Below are 15763 nucleotides of genomic sequence, written 5' to 3' on the forward strand. Positions count from 1 at the left end.
CCCTGACGGCGTGCTCCGCCGGGACCCCGGCCGGACCCGCCGACGAGCCGGCCGCGGAGGCGACCCCCGAGGGGCACGGCGCCGTCGCGGGCGCCGCGGAGCTGGCCGAGCCGCGCCTCGGCCTCACCAGCATCGACCCGACCGGCGCCGTCACGCACCTCGACCTCCTCGACGGATCCGTCGCCGAGCTCGGCCGGATCGGCGCACCCACCGCGATGGACACCGACGGCCGGTACCTCCTGGCGCAGACGGCCGCCGGCGTCGAGATCGTCGACAGCGGGGTGTGGACCTGGGACCACGTCGACCACTTCCACCACTACCGCGCGGACCCCCGCCTCCTCGGCACCGTCGAGGGCGAGGGCACCGCCGTCGTCGCCACGACCAACCAGTCCACCACGGGCGGCACGGGCCTCCACTTCCCCGGCTCCGGCGAGGCCGTCCTGCTCGACACCGCGGCGCTCTCCGGGGGGCGGATCGAGGAGTCGTTCCGCCTCGCCGGCGAGCCCGGCCCCGGGATGGTCGTGCCGGTCGGGTCCCTGGCGCTCGTCACCGAGGGCGAGGGCGCGGACGCGACGGTGGTCGGCCGCACCCGGGACGGCGCGCGCACCGGGCTGGTCGAGCCGTGCCCGGATCCCGCCGGCACCATCACCACGCGCGTCGGCGCCGTCATCGGCTGCGGCGACGGCGCACTGCTCGCGAGCGTCGACGGCGAGGAGCTGGCCGTCGAGCGGATCCCGTACCCCGAGGGCGCGACGGCCCCCGCCGCCACCTCCTTCGACAACCGCGAGGGTCGTCCGACGGTCGCGGGCCTCGCCGGGGACCAGGGCATCTGGGTGCTCGACACCCGCGCGCGCTCGTGGGCGCTCCTCCCCGCGCCCGCTCCGCTCGTGCACGTCACCGCCGTCGACGACGCGGACGACCGCCTCCTCGCCCTCACCGCGGACGGCCGCGTGCTCGTCCTGTCCGGCGCGGACGGCGCGGTCATCGCCGACACCGGCCCGCTCGTGGCCGGGTCGCTCGCGGCCGGGAGGATGCCGACGCTCGTCGCCGACCAGCAGCGCGCGTACCTGTCGGGCCCCGTCGAGCGCCGGCTGCACGAGATCGACTTCGCGGACGACGCGCGCGTCTCGCGCACCTTCGACACCGCGGCCGAGCCGGCCTTCACCGCGGAGACGGGCCGATGAGCGCGGGCCGTTCCCGGCGGCGCCGCCTGCCTGCCGCGCTCGCGGGCACCGCCACGACCGCCGGCGCCCGCGCGCTGACCCTCGCGCTGACCCTCGCCCTCACGGGCTGCGCGGTCGCGGGCGACGAGCGGCCGACCGTGCACGTCTCCACCAACATCCTCGGCGACGTCGTCGAGGAGCTCGTGGGCGACGAGGCGGAGGTCGTGACGCTGATGGGGCCGGACGCGGATCCGCACTCGTTCGAGATCTCCGCGCAGGAGGCCGCGCGCCTCCGCGCCGCCGACCTCGTCGTCTCCAACGGCCTCGGCCTCGAGGAGGGGCTGCAGCAGCACCTTGACGCGGCGGCGGACGCCGACGTGCCGGCCTTCGTCGCCGGCGACGCCATCGAGGTCCTCGCCTACGCCGAGGGCGACGCGGAGGGGATGCCCGACTCCCACTTCTGGACCGACCCCGCGCGCATGGTCGACGTCGTCGACGCGCTCGAGCCCGTCCTCGCGCGCATCGAGGGCGTCGATCCGGCTGCCGTCGCCGCCCGGACCGCCGCGTACCGCGCGGAGCTCGAGGCGCTCGACGCGGAGATGACCGCGGCGTTCGCCGCCATCCCCGCCGAGCGCCGCGCCCTCGTCACCAACCACCACGTCTTCGGGTACCTCGCCGACCGCTTCGGGTTCGAGGTCGTCGGCGCCGTGATCCCCGGCGGCACCACCCTCGCCGCGCCCTCCGCCAGCGACCTCGCCGACCTCGTGTCGGCGGTCGAGGAGACCGGCGTCCCCACGATCTTCGCGGAGTCCTCCTCGCCCGACCGCCTCGTCCAGGCGCTGGCGAGCGAGGCCGACGTCCGCGTGGAGGTGGTCGAGCTGTTCACGGAGTCCCTCACGGGCCCCGAGGGCGGCGCCCCCGACTACCTCGCCATGATGCGCGTCAACACGCAGCGCATCGCCACCGGGCTCTCCCCCTGAGCGCCCGCGACCACCCCACACAGGAGGAACCACCATGCGCACCCCCCGACTCCGACGGACCGGCATCGCCACCGTCGCCCTGGGCCTCGCCGCGACGCTCGCGGCCTGCTCCACCCCGGCACCGGAGGGCTCCGCATCCTCCGAGGCGCCGGCCGGATCCGGCGAGGCAGCCGGATCCCGCGTCGCCGTCTCGTACGAGGGCGGCATCCTCGTCCTCGACGGCGACACCCTCGAGACCGTCGCCGACCTCGACTCCGAGGAGTTCACCCGCCTCAATCCCGCGGGCGACGGCCGGCACGTCATGGTCACCATGAGCGAGGGCTTCCAGGTGCTCGACACCGCGGCCGGCAGCGCCGACGAGGCCGAGCTGACCGACACCGTCTTCGAGGCCGACACCCCCGGCCACGTCGTCCGCCATGCGGGCAGGACGATCCTCTACGCCGACGGCACGAGCGACACGACGGTCTTCGACACCGCGGCGCTGGCCGCCGCCGACGGCCTGCCGGAGACGGAGACCATCGAGGGCGTCGAGGCGCACCACGGCGTCTCGATCGTGCTCGAGGACGGCACCTTCCTCACGACCGTGGGGAACGCGGACGGCCGGGACGGCGTCGAGGCGCGCGATGAGTCCGGCGCGGTCATCGCGCGGACGGACCAGTGCCCCGGCGTGCACGGCGAGGGCACCGCGTCCGGCGAGGCCGTCGTCTTCGGCTGCGAGGACGGCGCGATCCTCTACGCGGACGGCGCCTTCACGAAGCTCCCGGCGCCCGACCAGCCCTACGGCCGCATGGGCAACGCCTACGTCAGCGAGACCAGCCCCGTCGTCGTCGGCGACTACAAGGACGACCCGGACCTCGAGGGCTACCTGCTGGACGCCGTGACGCTGATCGACACCGACACGAGGACCCTCCGCGTCGTCGACCTGCCCGAGGGCGTCGGCTACACGTTCCGCGACGTCGCGCGCGGACCGGACGACATGGCGTACATCATCGGCTCCGACGGCGCGATCCACGTGCTCGACCCCGAGACCGGCGAGCTGACGGACGCGTTCCCCGTCATCGACGCGTGGGAGAGCCCCGTCGAGTGGCAGGATCCGCACCCCGCGATCGTCGTGGCGGACGGCGTCGGATACGTCACCGAGCCGGCCACGCAGGAGATCCACGCGGTCGACCTGACGACGGGCGAGGTGCTGGCGAGCTCCACGCTCGAGGTCACGCCGAACGAGATGGCGGTCGCCGCGGGCTGATCACCGCACGCCGCACGCATGGGGAAGGCCCGTCACCCGGGAGGGCGGCGGGCCTTCCGTGCATCCGGCGCCGGGGCACCGGATGCGGCGACCGCTACGCGGAGCGGTGGCGACGGCGGGCGACGAGCGCCCCGCCGGCCAGCAGCATCAGCGCGCCGAGGCCGCCGAGCGCCAGGGCGGACTGGCCGCCGCCCGTGACCGGGAGGGTGTCGCGGCCGGTGGCGGCGGTCGCGGTGCCCCGCCAGTAGTTGCTGTCCGGGTCGACGGCGCTCGTGCCGGCGACGGTGAAGCCCGTCGAGAGGACGACACCGGAGCGCTCGCCCGTCAGGTCGATGCGATAGTCGCCGTTGATGGCGTAGTACTGGCCGGCGATGGCGAGGTGGTAGGAGATCCGCCCGCGCTCGTCGGCCGTGCGGGTGTTGCCGTACTCCTCCAGGGGGCCGTCGTCGTAGAGGGTGATGTCCGTCGCGACTCCGGGAGGAGAGGTCAGCGACGCTGTCACGCGCTCACCCGGGAAGAAGCCGGTCGCGCGGACGGCGATGCCGCTGCCGGCCGCCTCATCGGGGTCGAACACGGTCTTCGGGATGCTGATGGCCGGGGTCTCCGGGTAGAAGACGTTCGAGTCGTCGGAGACGGCGCTCTCCCCGGAGATGGTGATGCCCTTCGAGAGGACGAGTCCGGAGTCCTCGCCGGTCACGTGCAACGTGTACGCACCGTTGGTCGCGGAGTACATGCCCGAGAAGATGACCAGGTAGGAGAAGCGCCCGCTGTCGTCCGCGGGCTGGGTGAGGCTGTACTCCGAGCCGGCGACGAGCGACGCCCGGAGCGCCAGATCCACCTGCACGCCGGCGGGAGCGGTGATCGACACCGTGACGGGCTCGCCCGGCAGGAAGCCGGTGGCGCTGAGGGCGATGCCCGGGTACACCGGCTGGTCCGGGTCGAGGGTGTCGTCATCGACGGTGATGCTCGCGGGCTCGCGTACCGGGGCGTCGGCGGAGGGCTCCGCCTCGGCGACGGGAGCATCGGCGACGGGGGCATCGGCGACCGGCGCCTCGACGGTGGGGGTCTCGACCGCGGGGGCCTCGACCGCGGGGGTCTCGATCGCCTCCGGGGCGGTCTCGTCCGCGGCGGGCGGGGTCACGTCCGCGGGCTCCGTCTGCGTCGTGCCGGTCGTCGGATCCACGGCCGCGTGCGCGGCGGGGGCCCAGGCGAGGGGTGCGGCGACGAGCGCGGCCGTGAGGCACAGCGCGGTGACGGGGCGTCGCAGTCGCGTCGTGCGGGCTGCGGCGGGCGTGAGGTCCATGGGGCTCCTGATCGAGGTGAGCCGCTCCCGGAGGAGGCGGCGGTGCTGGCGGATCCCGGAGGATCCGCGGGGATTCCTCCCTTGGGGTAAACGTAGGGGAGTGCCTGGTCACGAGGGATAACGATCGGATGCGCGCATGTCCGGTCGCACCCCCACTCCGGGTGAGGGGAGGCGCCGCCCTTGCCGATGCCGCAAGGGACCGTGCGTCTCGCGCCTCGATCCCGCAGGCTCGACGCATGGACATCGCACAGGGGATCGCAGGTCGGGACGAGTGGGACGCCGTCGTCGTGGGCGGGGGCGTCGCGGGTTCGAGCGCCGCGCTCATGCTCGCCCGCGCCCGCCGGAGCGTGCTCGTCGTCGACGCGGGTCAGCCGCGCAACGCCGTCGCCGCGCACATGCACGGCGTGCTCGGTCACGACGGCAAGCCGCCGCGTCAGCTCGTCGCCGAGGGGCGCCGGGAGATCGAGGGCTACGGCGGCGTCGTGGTCGACGGGCGGGTGCAGGGCGTCGACGCCGTCGAGGATCCGGCCGGGCCGCGCTTCCGCGTGACGCTCGACGGCGGTGCGGAGGTCCGCGCCCGCCGGGTGGTCCTCGCGACCGGCCTCGCCGACGTGCTGCCCGAGGTCCCCGGCCTCGCCGCGCACTGGGGTGCCGGCGTCGTCGTCTGCCCCTACTGCGACGGCTACGAGGTGCGCGACCGCCGCATCGGCGTGCTCGCCACCGGACCCGGCAGCCTCCACCACGTGCAGATGCTCCGCCAGTGGTCGCCCGACATCACGTTCCTCGTCGCGGGCGGCACGGCGTCCGGCGAGCCGCTCGGCATCGACGCGGCGACGCGCGCGGGGCTCGACGCCCGCGGGATCCGGATCGAGGAGGAGGTCGTCACCCGCGTGCTCGGGGAGCGGGGCGCGCTCGAGGGCGTGGAGCTCGCCGACGGCCGGGTCCTCGGGCTCGACTCGCTCTTCGCGATGCCCGGGGTGGCGCCGCGCGACGGCTTCGCCCGCGCCCTCGGCGCCGCGACCGAGGAGACCCCCTGGGGCCCCTTCGTCACGGCGGATCCGATGGGCCAGACGAGCGTGCCCGGCCTCCTCATCGCGGGCAACGCGTCGAGCGGATCCGCCAACGTGCCCGTCGCAATGGCCGCCGGCACCATGGCGGGTGCCATGGCGAACGCGGGCATGGTCACGGAGGACGTGGCGATCGCCGTCACCGCCGCCGCGGTGTCCGTCCTCGCCGGCCGGTAGCGGTGGGCGCCGTCCCGGCGTAAACTTGAGTCCGCAAGACTCAAGTACGTGGAGGAAGGAACGCATTGGCCAACATGCAGGGCGCACCCGCCAGCGCCGAGGACGCGAGGACCGCGCTCGAGCAGTACGGGGTGAACCTGACCGAGATCGCGAAGAGCGGCAAGCTCGACCCGGTCATCGGACGCGACGCGGAGATCCGGCGCATCAGCCAGGTGCTCACGCGTCGCACCAAGAACAACCCGGTCCTCATCGGGGAGCCCGGCGTCGGCAAGACCGCCGTCGTCGAGGGCCTCGCCCAGCGCATCGTCGCGGGCGACGTGGCCGACTCCCTGAAGGGCAAGCAGCTCGTCTCGCTCGACCTCGCCGCGCTCGTCGCGGGCGCGAAGTACCGCGGCGAGTTCGAGGAGCGGCTGAAGGCGGTGCTGAAGGAGATCGACGACGCCGACGGCGAGGTCATCACCTTCGTCGACGAGCTGCACACCCTCATGGGCGCGGGCGGCGGCGAGGGGTCCGTCGCGGCGTCCAACATGCTGAAGCCCATGCTCGCGCGCGGTGAGCTGCGGCTCATCGGCGCGACCACGCTCGACGAGTACCGCCAGTACATCGAGAAGGACGCCGCGCTCGAGCGCCGCTTCCAGCAGGTGTACGTCGGCGAGCCGAGCGTGGAGGACACCGTCGCGATCCTCCGCGGCCTCAAGGGCCGCTACGAGGCGCACCACCAGGTGCCCATCACGGACGCGGCGCTCGTCGCTGCCGCGTCGCTCTCGAACCGCTACATCCCCGCCCGGCAGCTGCCGGACAAGGCCATCGACCTGATCGACGAGGCCGCCTCGCGGCTGCGGATGGAGATCGACTCCTCGCCCGTCGAGATCGACGAGCTGCGCCGCGCGGTCGACCGGATGCGGCTCGAGGAGCTGGCGCTCAAGCGCGAGAAGGACGAGGCCTCGAAGGAGCGGCTCGCGCGGCTGCGCGAGGACATCGCCCAGCGCGAGGAGACCCTCGGCGGGCTGCAGCGGCGCTGGGAGGCGGAGCGCGCGAGCGTCAACCGCGTCGGCAAGCTGAAGGACGAGCTGAACGAGCTGCGGATCCGCGCCGAGCGGGCCCAGCGCGAGGGCGACCTGGAGAAGGCGTCGCGCCTGCTCTACGGCGAGATCCCCGTCATCGAGCGCGAGGTCGCGCAGGCGGAGGCCGCCGAGTCGGTGCCGTCGGCGGAGGAGCGGCTCGTCAACGAGCAGGTCACGGGCGAGGACATCGCCGCGGTCGTCGCCGCCTGGACGGGGATCCCCGTCGGCCGGCTGCTGCAGGGGGAGACCGAGAAGCTGCTGCACCTGGAGAAGGAGCTCGGCAAGCGCCTCATCGGCCAGCGGCAGGCGGTGGCGAGCGTCTCCGACGCGGTCCGCCGCACGCGCGCCGGCATCTCGGATCCCGACCGGCCCACCGGCTCCTTCCTCTTCCTCGGCCCCACGGGCGTCGGGAAGACGGAGCTCGCGAAGGCCCTGGCCGAGTTCCTGTTCGACGACGAGAAGGCGATGATCCGCATCGACATGAGCGAGTACGGGGAGAAGTTCTCCGTGTCCCGCCTCGTCGGCGCCCCTCCCGGCTACGTCGGCTACGAGCAGGGCGGACAGCTCACCGAGGCCGTCCGGCGCCGCCCCTACTCGGTGGTGCTGCTCGACGAGGTCGAGAAGGCGCACCCGGAGGTGTTCGACGTGCTCCTGCAGGTGCTCGACGACGGCCGCCTCACCGACGGCCAGGGCCGGACGGTCGACTTCCGCAACGTGATCCTCGTGCTCACCAGCAACCTCGGGTCGCAGTTCGTCAGCGACGCGTCCCTGCCGCTGGCGAGCCGCGAGGAGGCGGTGCAGCAGCTCGTGCGCCAGACGTTCAAGCCGGAGTTCGTGAACCGGCTCGACGACATCGTCGTGTTCCAGACCCTGTCGATGGACGACCTGGCGCAGATTGTGGAGCTCTACATCGACCGCCTCGGCGACCGGCTCGCGGACCGCCGCCTCACGCTCGGGGTCACCCCGGACGCCCGGCGCTGGCTCGCGGAGCGCGGCCACGACCCGCTGTACGGCGCACGTCCCCTGCGCCGGCTCATGCAGCGCGAGATCGACGACCGCCTCGCGCGCGAGCTGCTCGCGGGCGACATCCGCGACGGCGACGCCGTGCGGGTCGACCTCGCGCCCGACGGCGAGGGCCTCACGGTCAGCCGCGCGTGGGACGACGAGCCGGAGGACGCTCCCGCCCTCTGATCCCGATCCGTCCCGTCCGCGTCCCTCAGGGGCGCGCGACGGGACGGATCCGTCCGCCCGAGATCTCCAGCACCTCGTCGCTCAGCGCGTCGATGTGCTCGCGCTCGTGGCTGGTGAACAGGATCGTGGTGCCGATCGCCTGCTGCCGTCGCAGCTCGGCCGTGAGGCGCTCGACGCTCTCCGCGTCGAGGGCGTTGAACGGCTCGTCGAGCAGCAGCACCTCCGGTCGCTCCATGAGCGCCTGGCAGAGCGACAGCTTCTGCTTCATCCCGAGCGAGTAGCTGCGGACGCGCGTGCGCGAGTCGGGATCGAGCCCCAACTCGCGCATCGACTCCCGCACCTCGTCCACCGTGATCCGCTTCCGGATGGCGGCGAGCTCGGTCAGGTTCTGCAGGCCCGTGCGGTGCGCCAGGTAGGCCGGCCCGTCGACGATCGCGCCGAACCGGTCGGGGAACGTGCGCCCGGGGGAGAGGAGCGCCGGGTCGATGTCGACGACGCCAGCGTCGGGACGCAGGAAGCCGAGGATGATCTTGAGCAGCACGGACTTGCCGCAGCCGTTGGGCCCGACGAGTCCGTAGGTGCGGCCGCGCTCCAGGGCGAGGTCGACGCCGTCGAGGAGGGGGACGCCACGGAAGCCCTTCGTGACGCCGGTGAGGGCGATGATCGGCATGGTGCTCCTTGTCGTTCGGGATCAGGCGGGGCGGGTGCGCTGCACGAGCGCGGTGAGGGCGAGGCCGAGGATGGCGACCCAGAGACCGAGCGTGGCCGTGGCGTCGCCGACCTCCGACCATCCGCCGCGTGTCACGGCGAGGTCGGCGAGCTGGAGGGGCAGCCACGTCCGCGTCTCGAGCTGGAGCGCGCCGCCGACGACGATCACGCCGACCGTGAGGAGTCCGGCGGCGGACCCCCGCGCGAGCCAGGTGACGATGAGGACGAGAGCCGAGTAGACCCCGAGCTGGAGCAGGCCGCCGACGAGGTACTGCCCGGCGAGGAGACCGAGTCGTCCGGGGGCGGGGAGCACGGGCCCGGATGCGGTGAGGACGGCGATCCCGAGCCCGAGTGCGGCGACGACGGCGAGGTACAGGACGGCCGCGACCGCGTGGCGCGCCGTGCGCGCCGCCGCCCACCGCGTGGCCGAGCCGTGCCGTAGGAGACGCTGCAGGAGCATGCCGCGGGCCTCGTGGGACTCGCGGAGCTGCAGGACGAACGCGAAGCCGCCGTACACGGCCAGTCCGCTGAGGAGGTGGAGGACCGTCCCGTCGCCGGAGAGCGCGGAGGCGAGACGGTCGACGGCGGTCGGCGGAGCTTCGTCCCGGAGGAGCGGATCCGCGGGCATCGCCAGGAGTCCGGTGAGGCATGCGCCCACCACGGCGACGAGCACGATCCACGCCCTCACCCCCTGCGCCGTCCGAGGAGGGCGGGGCGCGAGCGGTGCCCGCGGTCCTTCGCCCGGGTCGCGAGGAGCAGCGCCGCGCACGCGGCGGTGACGGCCGCCCAGCTGGCGGTCGCGGCGCCGGGGTCGGCCGCGACGGTCCGCGCGGTCGTGAGGTGGCTGAGGTTCAGGGGTGAGGCGGCGTCGATCAGCCCGGCCGCGGAGAGCAGCGCGAGCATGCCCACGGACACGGCGAAGGCGATGTCGAGCCCTCGGCCGGGGCCGATGAGGTGGAGGGCGAGCGCGAAGATCTGGGTCGCCATCAGGAGGGCGAGCGCGAGCGCGACGGTGCCGACGATCAGCGCCAGCCACGGCCAGCCCAGCCGCTGCTGGGCGGCGCTGTAGCCCTCGATGCCGTGGGTGCCGTCGTCGGCGACGGGGAGCCCGAGCGCGGTGACGTACATGGCCACGACGAGGAGCGGCAGGATCGTGAGCGCCCAGGTCATGCCGTCGCGGCACGCGGCGAGGAGAGCCCGGACGTAGGTGCCGTGGCGAATGAGACGGTCGGGCCGGGCGTCGGCCGGCGACCGGACCACGAGCGCGACGAGCCAGGCGAGCAGCACGACGTTCGCGAGGAACCGTGTGTCCGTCACCTCGTCGAGCATCAGCTTCGTCTGGGTGAGGCGCACGCCGGTCGGTGAGGACTCGTCGAACGCGCGGGTGTACGCGCCGGACGCGACGGCGAAGCCGGCCAGGACCAGCGCCGGGACGCTCGTGATCCGGTCGGCGACCGTCACGAGAGACGGCCGCTGGTGGGGATGCGCCGGATGGTGAAGATCGCGACGACGGCGACGACGACCGCGAGGATGAGGTGAGGGGCGACGACCTCCGCGTCGGAGGGGTACGTGAGCCCGAATGCGATCGCGGAGAAGTAGAGGGCGAGGCTGGGGTGCCCCAGGAGCTCGGCGACGAACGTCTCGCCGAACACGAACAGCATGGGGAGGGCGAGCGCAAGGAAGCGGTTGCGGACGAGCACGACAGCCGTGACGCCGATGGCGGCGTACAGCGCGGCGCAGAAGCCGAACCAGCTCGAGTGCACGAGGCCGAAGGGCAGATCCCCGAAGCGCAGGTAGCTACCGAACGCCTCATGCTGCTGGGTGTACGCGACGGCTTGCTCCGGCGTCATCAGGTAGCTCGCCGGGTCGATTCCCGGATCGCCGAGGAGGGGCCAGATGTGGAATGCCGTCACGTAGGTCAGGAAGGAGAAGAGGAACGCGAAGGAGAAGCCCATCATCGTCGCTGTCACGTAGCGCGTGGCGAGGAGGAGCCTCATGTCGCAGCGGGTCCGCTGCACGCTGATGAATCGATGCGCCAGGTCCGACGAGAAGCGCGTGCAGGTGAGCAGCGTGATGCCCAGCGGCATCAGGATGAGCGATGGCGAGAGCATGCCGGACGCGAAGACACCTGATCGGTCACGAAACACGGAATGCCCGGTGCTGTGGATCAGGAGGATCCCTGCGAGAGCGGGCAGGAGTGCAGCGCTGATCGTCTGGGACGGACCGATGGCGCGGCGCAGAGCGGGACGGAGCACCTCACCCGACCCCGTTCCCGGCTTCACCTGACGCAGAGCCGCGCCATCCGCGGACGCCGGTTCCGCAGGGCATCAGTTGCTGGCCCACGAGCCGATGGCCTCGACCCGGACGATGTTGTACGGAGTCGCGTGCAGCTGCAGGTGGGCGCGTGCCCCCGAGGGGAAGGGAGAGTCGAGGAGTGCTCCTTGACCTTGTCTGATGTCCTTGATCTCCCCGCCGCAGGAGTTGTTCCCGCCGCCGCAGATGCGTGCGTTCATGTGGTACTCGGCGCCGATCGTGTCGAATGAGACGAACCCCTGCCCTCCGGTGGAGTCCTTGGTCTGAGCGGTCGAGTCCCAGGGCTGCTGGAATCGTGGGGTGATGGCGTCGAAGTGCGAGGTAGCGGTGCCGGCGTATGCCGCGCTGCCCGCTCCGACGAGGAGGCAGATGAGGGCGGTCGTGGTCGTGGTCTTCGTGGTGAGGCGCATGAGGATCCGTTTCTGCGATGAGGGTGCGTGACGGCGGTCCATGGCGACCACGAGGTCATCGGCAGCGTCTTCGCGTGCGGGGATCATGCGGCGAGTCGGGTGGCGAGGGTGGCCTCGGGTTCGTCGCCGGCGCGTCAGGAGCGCCGGCACGACCGAAGGTAGGCGGGAGGGCGGCGGGCGTGCGCCGTTCCTCCACAGGCGCACATCGTGCGGCTGCGTACGGCTGCGAGCGGCTGCGCGTTGCTGCGTGCGGCTGCGGGCCACGCGCCGCGGGCCGCTGCTCGCCGCAGCGGCCCGCGCGTCGGGTCAGACCGCCGTCACCCGCAGGAGCGCGATCGTCTCGGGCCACATCGCCGGGGTGTGCAGGCCCGAGACCGCGAGCGCGCGGCCCGTCAGCTCGACGCCGTCGAACCAGGCGGGCGCGGTGAAGCCGTGGTCGGGCACGCCGACGCGGACGGGCTCCACGCGGTAGCGGCGCTCCGGGTCGAGGCCCGGCAGGAGGAAGCGGCCGCGCGGCGACACGTCGGACCGGCCCACGGTCGCGAGGAAGAACAGCGCGGCGGAGGCGTCCTCGGCCACCGAGCCGTAGACCCAGAGGCTCGGGTCGGAGCCGTCCGCGCGCACCACCGTGCCCGTGTGCATGAGGGTGCGCTCCCGCTTGTAGAGGACGATCCACTCGGCGAGGTCGCGCTCCTCGTCCGGGGTGGCCTGCGTCAGGTCCCACTCGATGCCGAAGTGCGCGAACAGCGACGTGCCCGCGCGGAAGGCGAGGGTGTGCGCGCGGCCCGTGGTGTGGTTGACGCCCGACGCGATGTGGGAGCCCATCAGCTCCGGCGGCAGCAGCTGCATGGTCCAGCGGTTCATCTGCTGGCGCTCGAGCGGGTCGATGCAGTCGGACACCCACACGCGGTCGGTGCGCTCGAGCACGCCGAGGTCCACGCGGGATCCGCCCGAGGAGCACGACTCGATCTCGAGGTCCGGGAAGCGCTCGCGGAGCTCGTCCATGAGCCGGTACGCGGCGAGCGTCTGCAGGTGCACGCCCGCCTGGCCGCGCGGGGCGATGCCGGCGTCGACGAGGTCCCGGTTGTGGTCCCACTTCACGTAGGCGATGTCGTACTCGGCGAGGATCGCGCTGACCCGCTCCAGGATGTGGGCGTACGCCTCCGGGATCGCGAGGTCGAGGACCTGCTGCTTCCGGTGCGTGCCCGGGCGGCGGCCGCCGGTGGCCATGATCCACTCGGGGTGCTCGCGCGCCAGGTCGGAGTCCTCGTTGATCATCTCGGGCTCGAACCACAGGCCGAACTCCATGCCGAGGGCGCGCACGCGGTCGATGATCGGGGTGAGGCCGTCGGGCCAGACGCCCTCGTCGACGTACCAGTCGCCGAGGCCCGCGTCGTCCGCGCGGCGGTGGCGGAACCAGCCGTCGTCGAGCACGTAGCGCTCGACGCCGAGGGCGGCCGCGCGCTCGGCGAGGTCGGTGAGGCGCGCGAGGTCGTGGTCGAAGTAGACGGCCTCCCACACGTTCAGGGTGACGGGCCGGTCGCGGCGCGGGTGGGTGTCGCGAGCGCGGAGGAAGCGGTGGAAGCGGGCTGCCTGGTCGTCGAGGCCGTGGCCGTACGCCGCGTAGACCCAGGGGCTCGAGTAGGCCTCGCCCTCGGCGAGGCGCACCTCGCCGGGCAGGAGGAGCTCGCCGCCGCCGATCACCTGGCGGCCGCTGGAGAGGCGCTCCGCGTAGTGGCGGTGGTCGCCGCTGAAGGCGACGTGCGCGCCCCAGACGTCGCCGTGGCGGAAGCCGAAGCCGGGCACGCCGACCGAGAGCACGGTCGCGGCGTCGGAGCCCGTGCGGCCGCGACGGCCCTCGCGCTCGTGGATGCCGACGTTCAGGGGGCTGCGCTGCGGGGTGCGCTCCTTGCCCCAGCGGCCGGCGAAGTCGAGGACCTCGCGCGCCTCGGGCGGGATCGGCAGCGCCAGCGTGATCCCCTCGAGGTCGTAGATCCCCGCGCCGGCGTTCGTCAGCTCCGCGCGGGTGCGCACGAGACCGGAGGGCAGCAGCTCCACGTCCACCGCGAGGCCGAGGCCGGCGACGTCGTCGACCGCGTCCACGTGCACGAGCGCGGGGCCGTGGGTGGCGGATCCGGGGTGCCCCTCGGAGCCCGCCGGCACCGGGGATCCGTCCACCGTCGCCGCGGTCACGCGGAACGAGGGCGACCAGTCGGCGCCGGAGCGGTGCCCGGCGATGCCGGGCTTCCCCGTCCAGGAGGTGTGCGCCTCGGGGAGGATCGCGAGGCGGATGGGGTCGTCCGCGACGTTCGGCACGATCGGCTCGACCGCCGCGCGGGCCATCGTCTCGAGGTCCGCGGCCGTGGTGGCACCGAGGTCCGCGCCCCAGTGCACGACGGCGGGCAGGCGGCCGTCCGTGAGGTCGAGCACGAGGGAGACGCCGGAGGCCCGGAGGTGGAGGAGGGCGGACGGGACGGCGGTGTCGGGCATGGTGCTCCTGCGTCGATGCGGGTGGGATGCGTCCATCCTGCCGCGACGCGGGCGGTCGCCGCACGCCTCCACGCCGAGGCGGTCGCCTAGTCCAGGTCCTCGAGGCCGGGCACCGCCGTGCCGTCCTGGCGGTCGGCGGTGACGCGGGTGCCCGGCTGCGACTGCCGGGCGCTGATGGTGAGCGCGCGGATGCGGGCGACGGCCTCGGGGTCGCGCAGCTCCTCGCCCGCATGGTCCGCGGCGTCCGCGGGCTCCACCACGATCTGGCTGGCCGGGCCGATGAGGATCTCGACCTCGCCCGCGCCGCCGTCGGGCAGCCGGACGGGCACGCGGACGGCGTCGGCCGCCCGGCCCTCGCGGGCGAGCGCCTGCGCGCAGTCGACGACGGCCCGGGCGATGTCGTCGCCGGTCAGGTAGCGGCCGTCGGCGTAGTGGATGGTGTGCACCCTCCCACTGAACGCCCTCCCGGGCGCGGCGACCAGGGGCTTGCCGCCCGATGCGCGCGGGTGGAGGGTCCGCGCGGCGCCGCAGCGTCGCGGTCGCGGCCCCCGGCCTCGGTACGCTCGGCGGATGACCTACGTCGCTCATCCCGATCGCTACTCGTCCATGCCCTACCGCCGGTCCGGCCGCTCCGGCCTCAAGCTCCCCGAGCTGTCCCTCGGCCTGTGGCACAACTTCGGCACGTCCCGCCCCATCGACACGCAGCGGGCCATCGTGCGCCGCGCCTTCGACCTCGGCATCACCCACTTCGACCTCGCGAACAACTACGGCCCGCCCCCCGGCAGCGCCGAGACGGCGTTCGGCCGGATCCTCCGCGAGGACCTGCGCCCGTACCGCGACGAGATCGTCATCTCCTCCAAGGCCGGCTACCACATGTGGGAGGGCCCCTACGGGGAGTGGGGCTCCCGCAAGTCGATGCTCGCCTCGCTCGACCAGAGCCTCGGCCGCATGGACCTCGAGTACGTCGACGTCTTCTACTCGCACCGGCCCGACCCCGAGACGCCCATCGAGGAGACCATGGGCGCGCTCGCGACCGCGGTGCACCAGGGCAAGGCGCTCTACGCCGGCATCAGCAACTACTCGCCCGAGCAGACCGAGCGCGCCGTCGCCGCGCTCGCCGAGCACAAGGTGCCGCTGACCATCCACCAGCCGAGCTACTCGATGTTCAACCGCCACGTCGAGGGCGGGCTGCTGCCCGTGCTCGAGGAGGCGGGATCCGGCTGCATCGTCTTCTCGCCGCTCTCCCAGGGGCTGCTCACCGACCGCTACCTGTCGGGATCCATCCCCTCCGACTCGCGCGCCGCGACCAGCGGGTTCCTCGACGAGTCCGCCGTGTCCGACACGTACCTCGAGCGCGCGCGCGGCCTGCAGGCCGTCGCCGAGGGGCGCGGGCAGACGCTCGCGCAGCTCGCGCTGTCATGGGTGCTGCGTCACCCGGGCATCACGAGCGCGCTCATCGGCGCGTCGAGCGTGGAGCAGCTGGAGCAGAACGTGGCCGCCGCCGGCGCCCCGGCCCTCACCGACGACGAGCTGGCGGCGATCGAGCCGCTCGCGGTCGACGGCACCGGCCGCTGATCCGCGCATGACCGGCTCGCCCGACCCCGCTGCCGGATCCGCCGTGCCCGTCGCCGTGCCCGTCGCCGCGCCCGGC

General features: G+C 73.6%; 14 protein-coding genes. 6 read left to right on the forward strand and 8 right to left on the reverse strand.

The genetic code is table 11. The annotated features are described in order from the left end of the window. Positions 1–2 precede the first annotated feature (2 nt). The 3 genes from Q6969_RS06080 to aztD are packed head-to-tail and all read left to right on the forward strand — an operon-like array spanning position 3 to position 3389. Positions 3–1184, forward strand: a complete 1182-nt coding sequence (locus tag Q6969_RS06080) for an ABC transporter (RefSeq protein WP_396335521.1) — start codon at positions 3–5, stop codon at positions 1182–1184. Continuing rightward, positions 1181–2143: a zinc ABC transporter substrate-binding protein AztC gene (aztC, locus tag Q6969_RS06085; RefSeq protein ID WP_317229636.1), complete on the forward strand. Its 963-nt coding sequence runs from the start codon at positions 1181–1183 to the stop codon at positions 2141–2143. Before Q6969_RS06080 ends, aztC begins: the two co-directional genes overlap by 4 nt. Before the next feature lie 34 nt (positions 2144–2177). After that, positions 2178–3389 carry a zinc metallochaperone AztD gene (gene aztD / locus Q6969_RS06090; protein WP_317229637.1) on the forward strand — a complete coding sequence of 404 codons (1212 nt, stop codon included), beginning with the start codon at positions 2178–2180 and terminating at the stop codon, positions 3387–3389. Positions 3390–3483: 94 nt separating this feature from the next. Here the strand turns inward: aztD and Q6969_RS06095 are convergent, their stop codons facing one another. Further along, entirely contained in the window at positions 3484–4692 is a 1209-nt protein-coding gene (locus Q6969_RS06095; RefSeq protein ID WP_317229638.1) for an LPXTG cell wall anchor domain-containing protein, read from the reverse strand. Between the two features lie 236 nt (positions 4693–4928). On the opposite strand from Q6969_RS06095, the gene Q6969_RS06100 reads away from it, so the two are divergent. After that, a complete protein-coding gene (locus tag Q6969_RS06100) occupies positions 4929–5936 on the forward strand; it encodes an NAD(P)/FAD-dependent oxidoreductase (RefSeq protein WP_317229639.1) in 1008 nt (335 codons plus the stop codon). A gap of 65 nt (positions 5937–6001) precedes the next feature. Next, positions 6002–8191, forward strand: a complete 2190-nt coding sequence (locus Q6969_RS06105; protein WP_317229640.1) for an AAA family ATPase — start codon at positions 6002–6004, stop codon at positions 8189–8191. A 25-nt stretch (positions 8192–8216) separates the two neighbouring features. Here Q6969_RS06105 and Q6969_RS06110 read toward each other — a convergent pair whose 3' ends face one another. The 7 genes from Q6969_RS06110 to Q6969_RS06140 form a co-directional block, all read right to left on the reverse strand. After that, positions 8217–8861 (reverse strand): ABC transporter ATP-binding protein, encoded by a 645-nt coding sequence (locus Q6969_RS06110; RefSeq protein WP_317229641.1) that lies wholly within the window; start codon positions 8859–8861, stop codon positions 8217–8219. A 21-nt stretch (positions 8862–8882) separates the two neighbouring features. Continuing rightward, complete coding sequence (locus Q6969_RS06115; RefSeq protein ID WP_317229642.1) at positions 8883–9587, reverse strand: hypothetical protein; 705 nt, start codon at positions 9585–9587, stop codon at positions 8883–8885. Further along, entirely contained in the window at positions 9584–10360 is a 777-nt protein-coding gene (locus tag Q6969_RS06120) for a hypothetical protein (RefSeq protein WP_317229643.1), read from the reverse strand. Before Q6969_RS06120 ends, Q6969_RS06115 begins: the two co-directional genes overlap by 4 nt. Next, entirely contained in the window at positions 10357–11010 is a 654-nt protein-coding gene (locus Q6969_RS06125; RefSeq protein ID WP_317229644.1) for a hypothetical protein, read from the reverse strand. The genes Q6969_RS06120 and Q6969_RS06125 overlap by 4 nt, the downstream gene beginning before the upstream one ends. A 216-nt stretch (positions 11011–11226) precedes the next feature. Continuing rightward, positions 11227–11709, reverse strand: a complete 483-nt coding sequence (locus Q6969_RS06130; protein ID WP_317229645.1) for a hypothetical protein — start codon at positions 11707–11709, stop codon at positions 11227–11229. A gap of 219 nt (positions 11710–11928) precedes the next feature. Continuing rightward, positions 11929–14112, reverse strand: a complete 2184-nt coding sequence (locus Q6969_RS06135; protein WP_317229646.1) for an alpha-galactosidase — start codon at positions 14110–14112, stop codon at positions 11929–11931. An 86-nt stretch (positions 14113–14198) separates the two neighbouring features. Then, on the reverse strand, positions 14199–14558 hold the full coding sequence (locus Q6969_RS06140; protein WP_317229647.1) for a hypothetical protein: 360 nt from the start codon (positions 14556–14558) through the stop codon (positions 14199–14201). Positions 14559–14682: 124 nt separating this feature from the next. Here Q6969_RS06140 and Q6969_RS06145 point away from each other — a divergent pair, with 124 nt between their 5' ends. Then, positions 14683–15687, forward strand: a complete 1005-nt coding sequence (locus Q6969_RS06145; protein WP_094114807.1) for an aldo/keto reductase — start codon at positions 14683–14685, stop codon at positions 15685–15687. The last annotated feature ends 76 nt before the right edge of the window (positions 15688–15763 follow it).

This window comes from Clavibacter sp. MX14-G9D, from assembly GCF_032917815.1.
In the GTDB taxonomy this organism is placed as follows: domain Bacteria; phylum Actinomycetota; class Actinomycetes; order Actinomycetales; family Microbacteriaceae; genus Clavibacter; species Clavibacter michiganensis_K.

Excerpts from the sequence above, each read along its gene's own strand:
- aztD (WP_317229637.1), top strand. The coding sequence starts at position 2,178 with ATGCGCACCCCCCGACTCCGACGGACCGGCATCGCCACCGTCGCCCTG.
- Q6969_RS06145 (WP_094114807.1), top strand. The coding sequence starts at position 14,683 with ATGACCTACGTCGCTCATCCCGATCGCTACTCGTCCATGCCCTACCGC.
- aztC (WP_317229636.1), top strand. The coding sequence starts at position 1,181 with ATGAGCGCGGGCCGTTCCCGGCGGCGCCGCCTGCCTGCCGCGCTCGCG.
- Q6969_RS06110 (WP_317229641.1), bottom strand. The coding sequence starts at position 8,861 with ATGCCGATCATCGCCCTCACCGGCGTCACGAAGGGCTTCCGTGGCGTC.
- Q6969_RS06095 (WP_317229638.1), bottom strand. The coding sequence starts at position 4,692 with ATGGACCTCACGCCCGCCGCAGCCCGCACGACGCGACTGCGACGCCCC.
- Q6969_RS06130 (WP_317229645.1), bottom strand. The coding sequence starts at position 11,709 with ATGATCCCCGCACGCGAAGACGCTGCCGATGACCTCGTGGTCGCCATG.
- Q6969_RS06135 (WP_317229646.1), bottom strand. The coding sequence starts at position 14,112 with ATGCCCGACACCGCCGTCCCGTCCGCCCTCCTCCACCTCCGGGCCTCC.
- Q6969_RS06125 (WP_317229644.1), bottom strand. The coding sequence starts at position 11,010 with ATGCTCTCGCCATCGCTCATCCTGATGCCGCTGGGCATCACGCTGCTC.
- Q6969_RS06100 (WP_317229639.1), top strand. The coding sequence starts at position 4,929 with ATGGACATCGCACAGGGGATCGCAGGTCGGGACGAGTGGGACGCCGTC.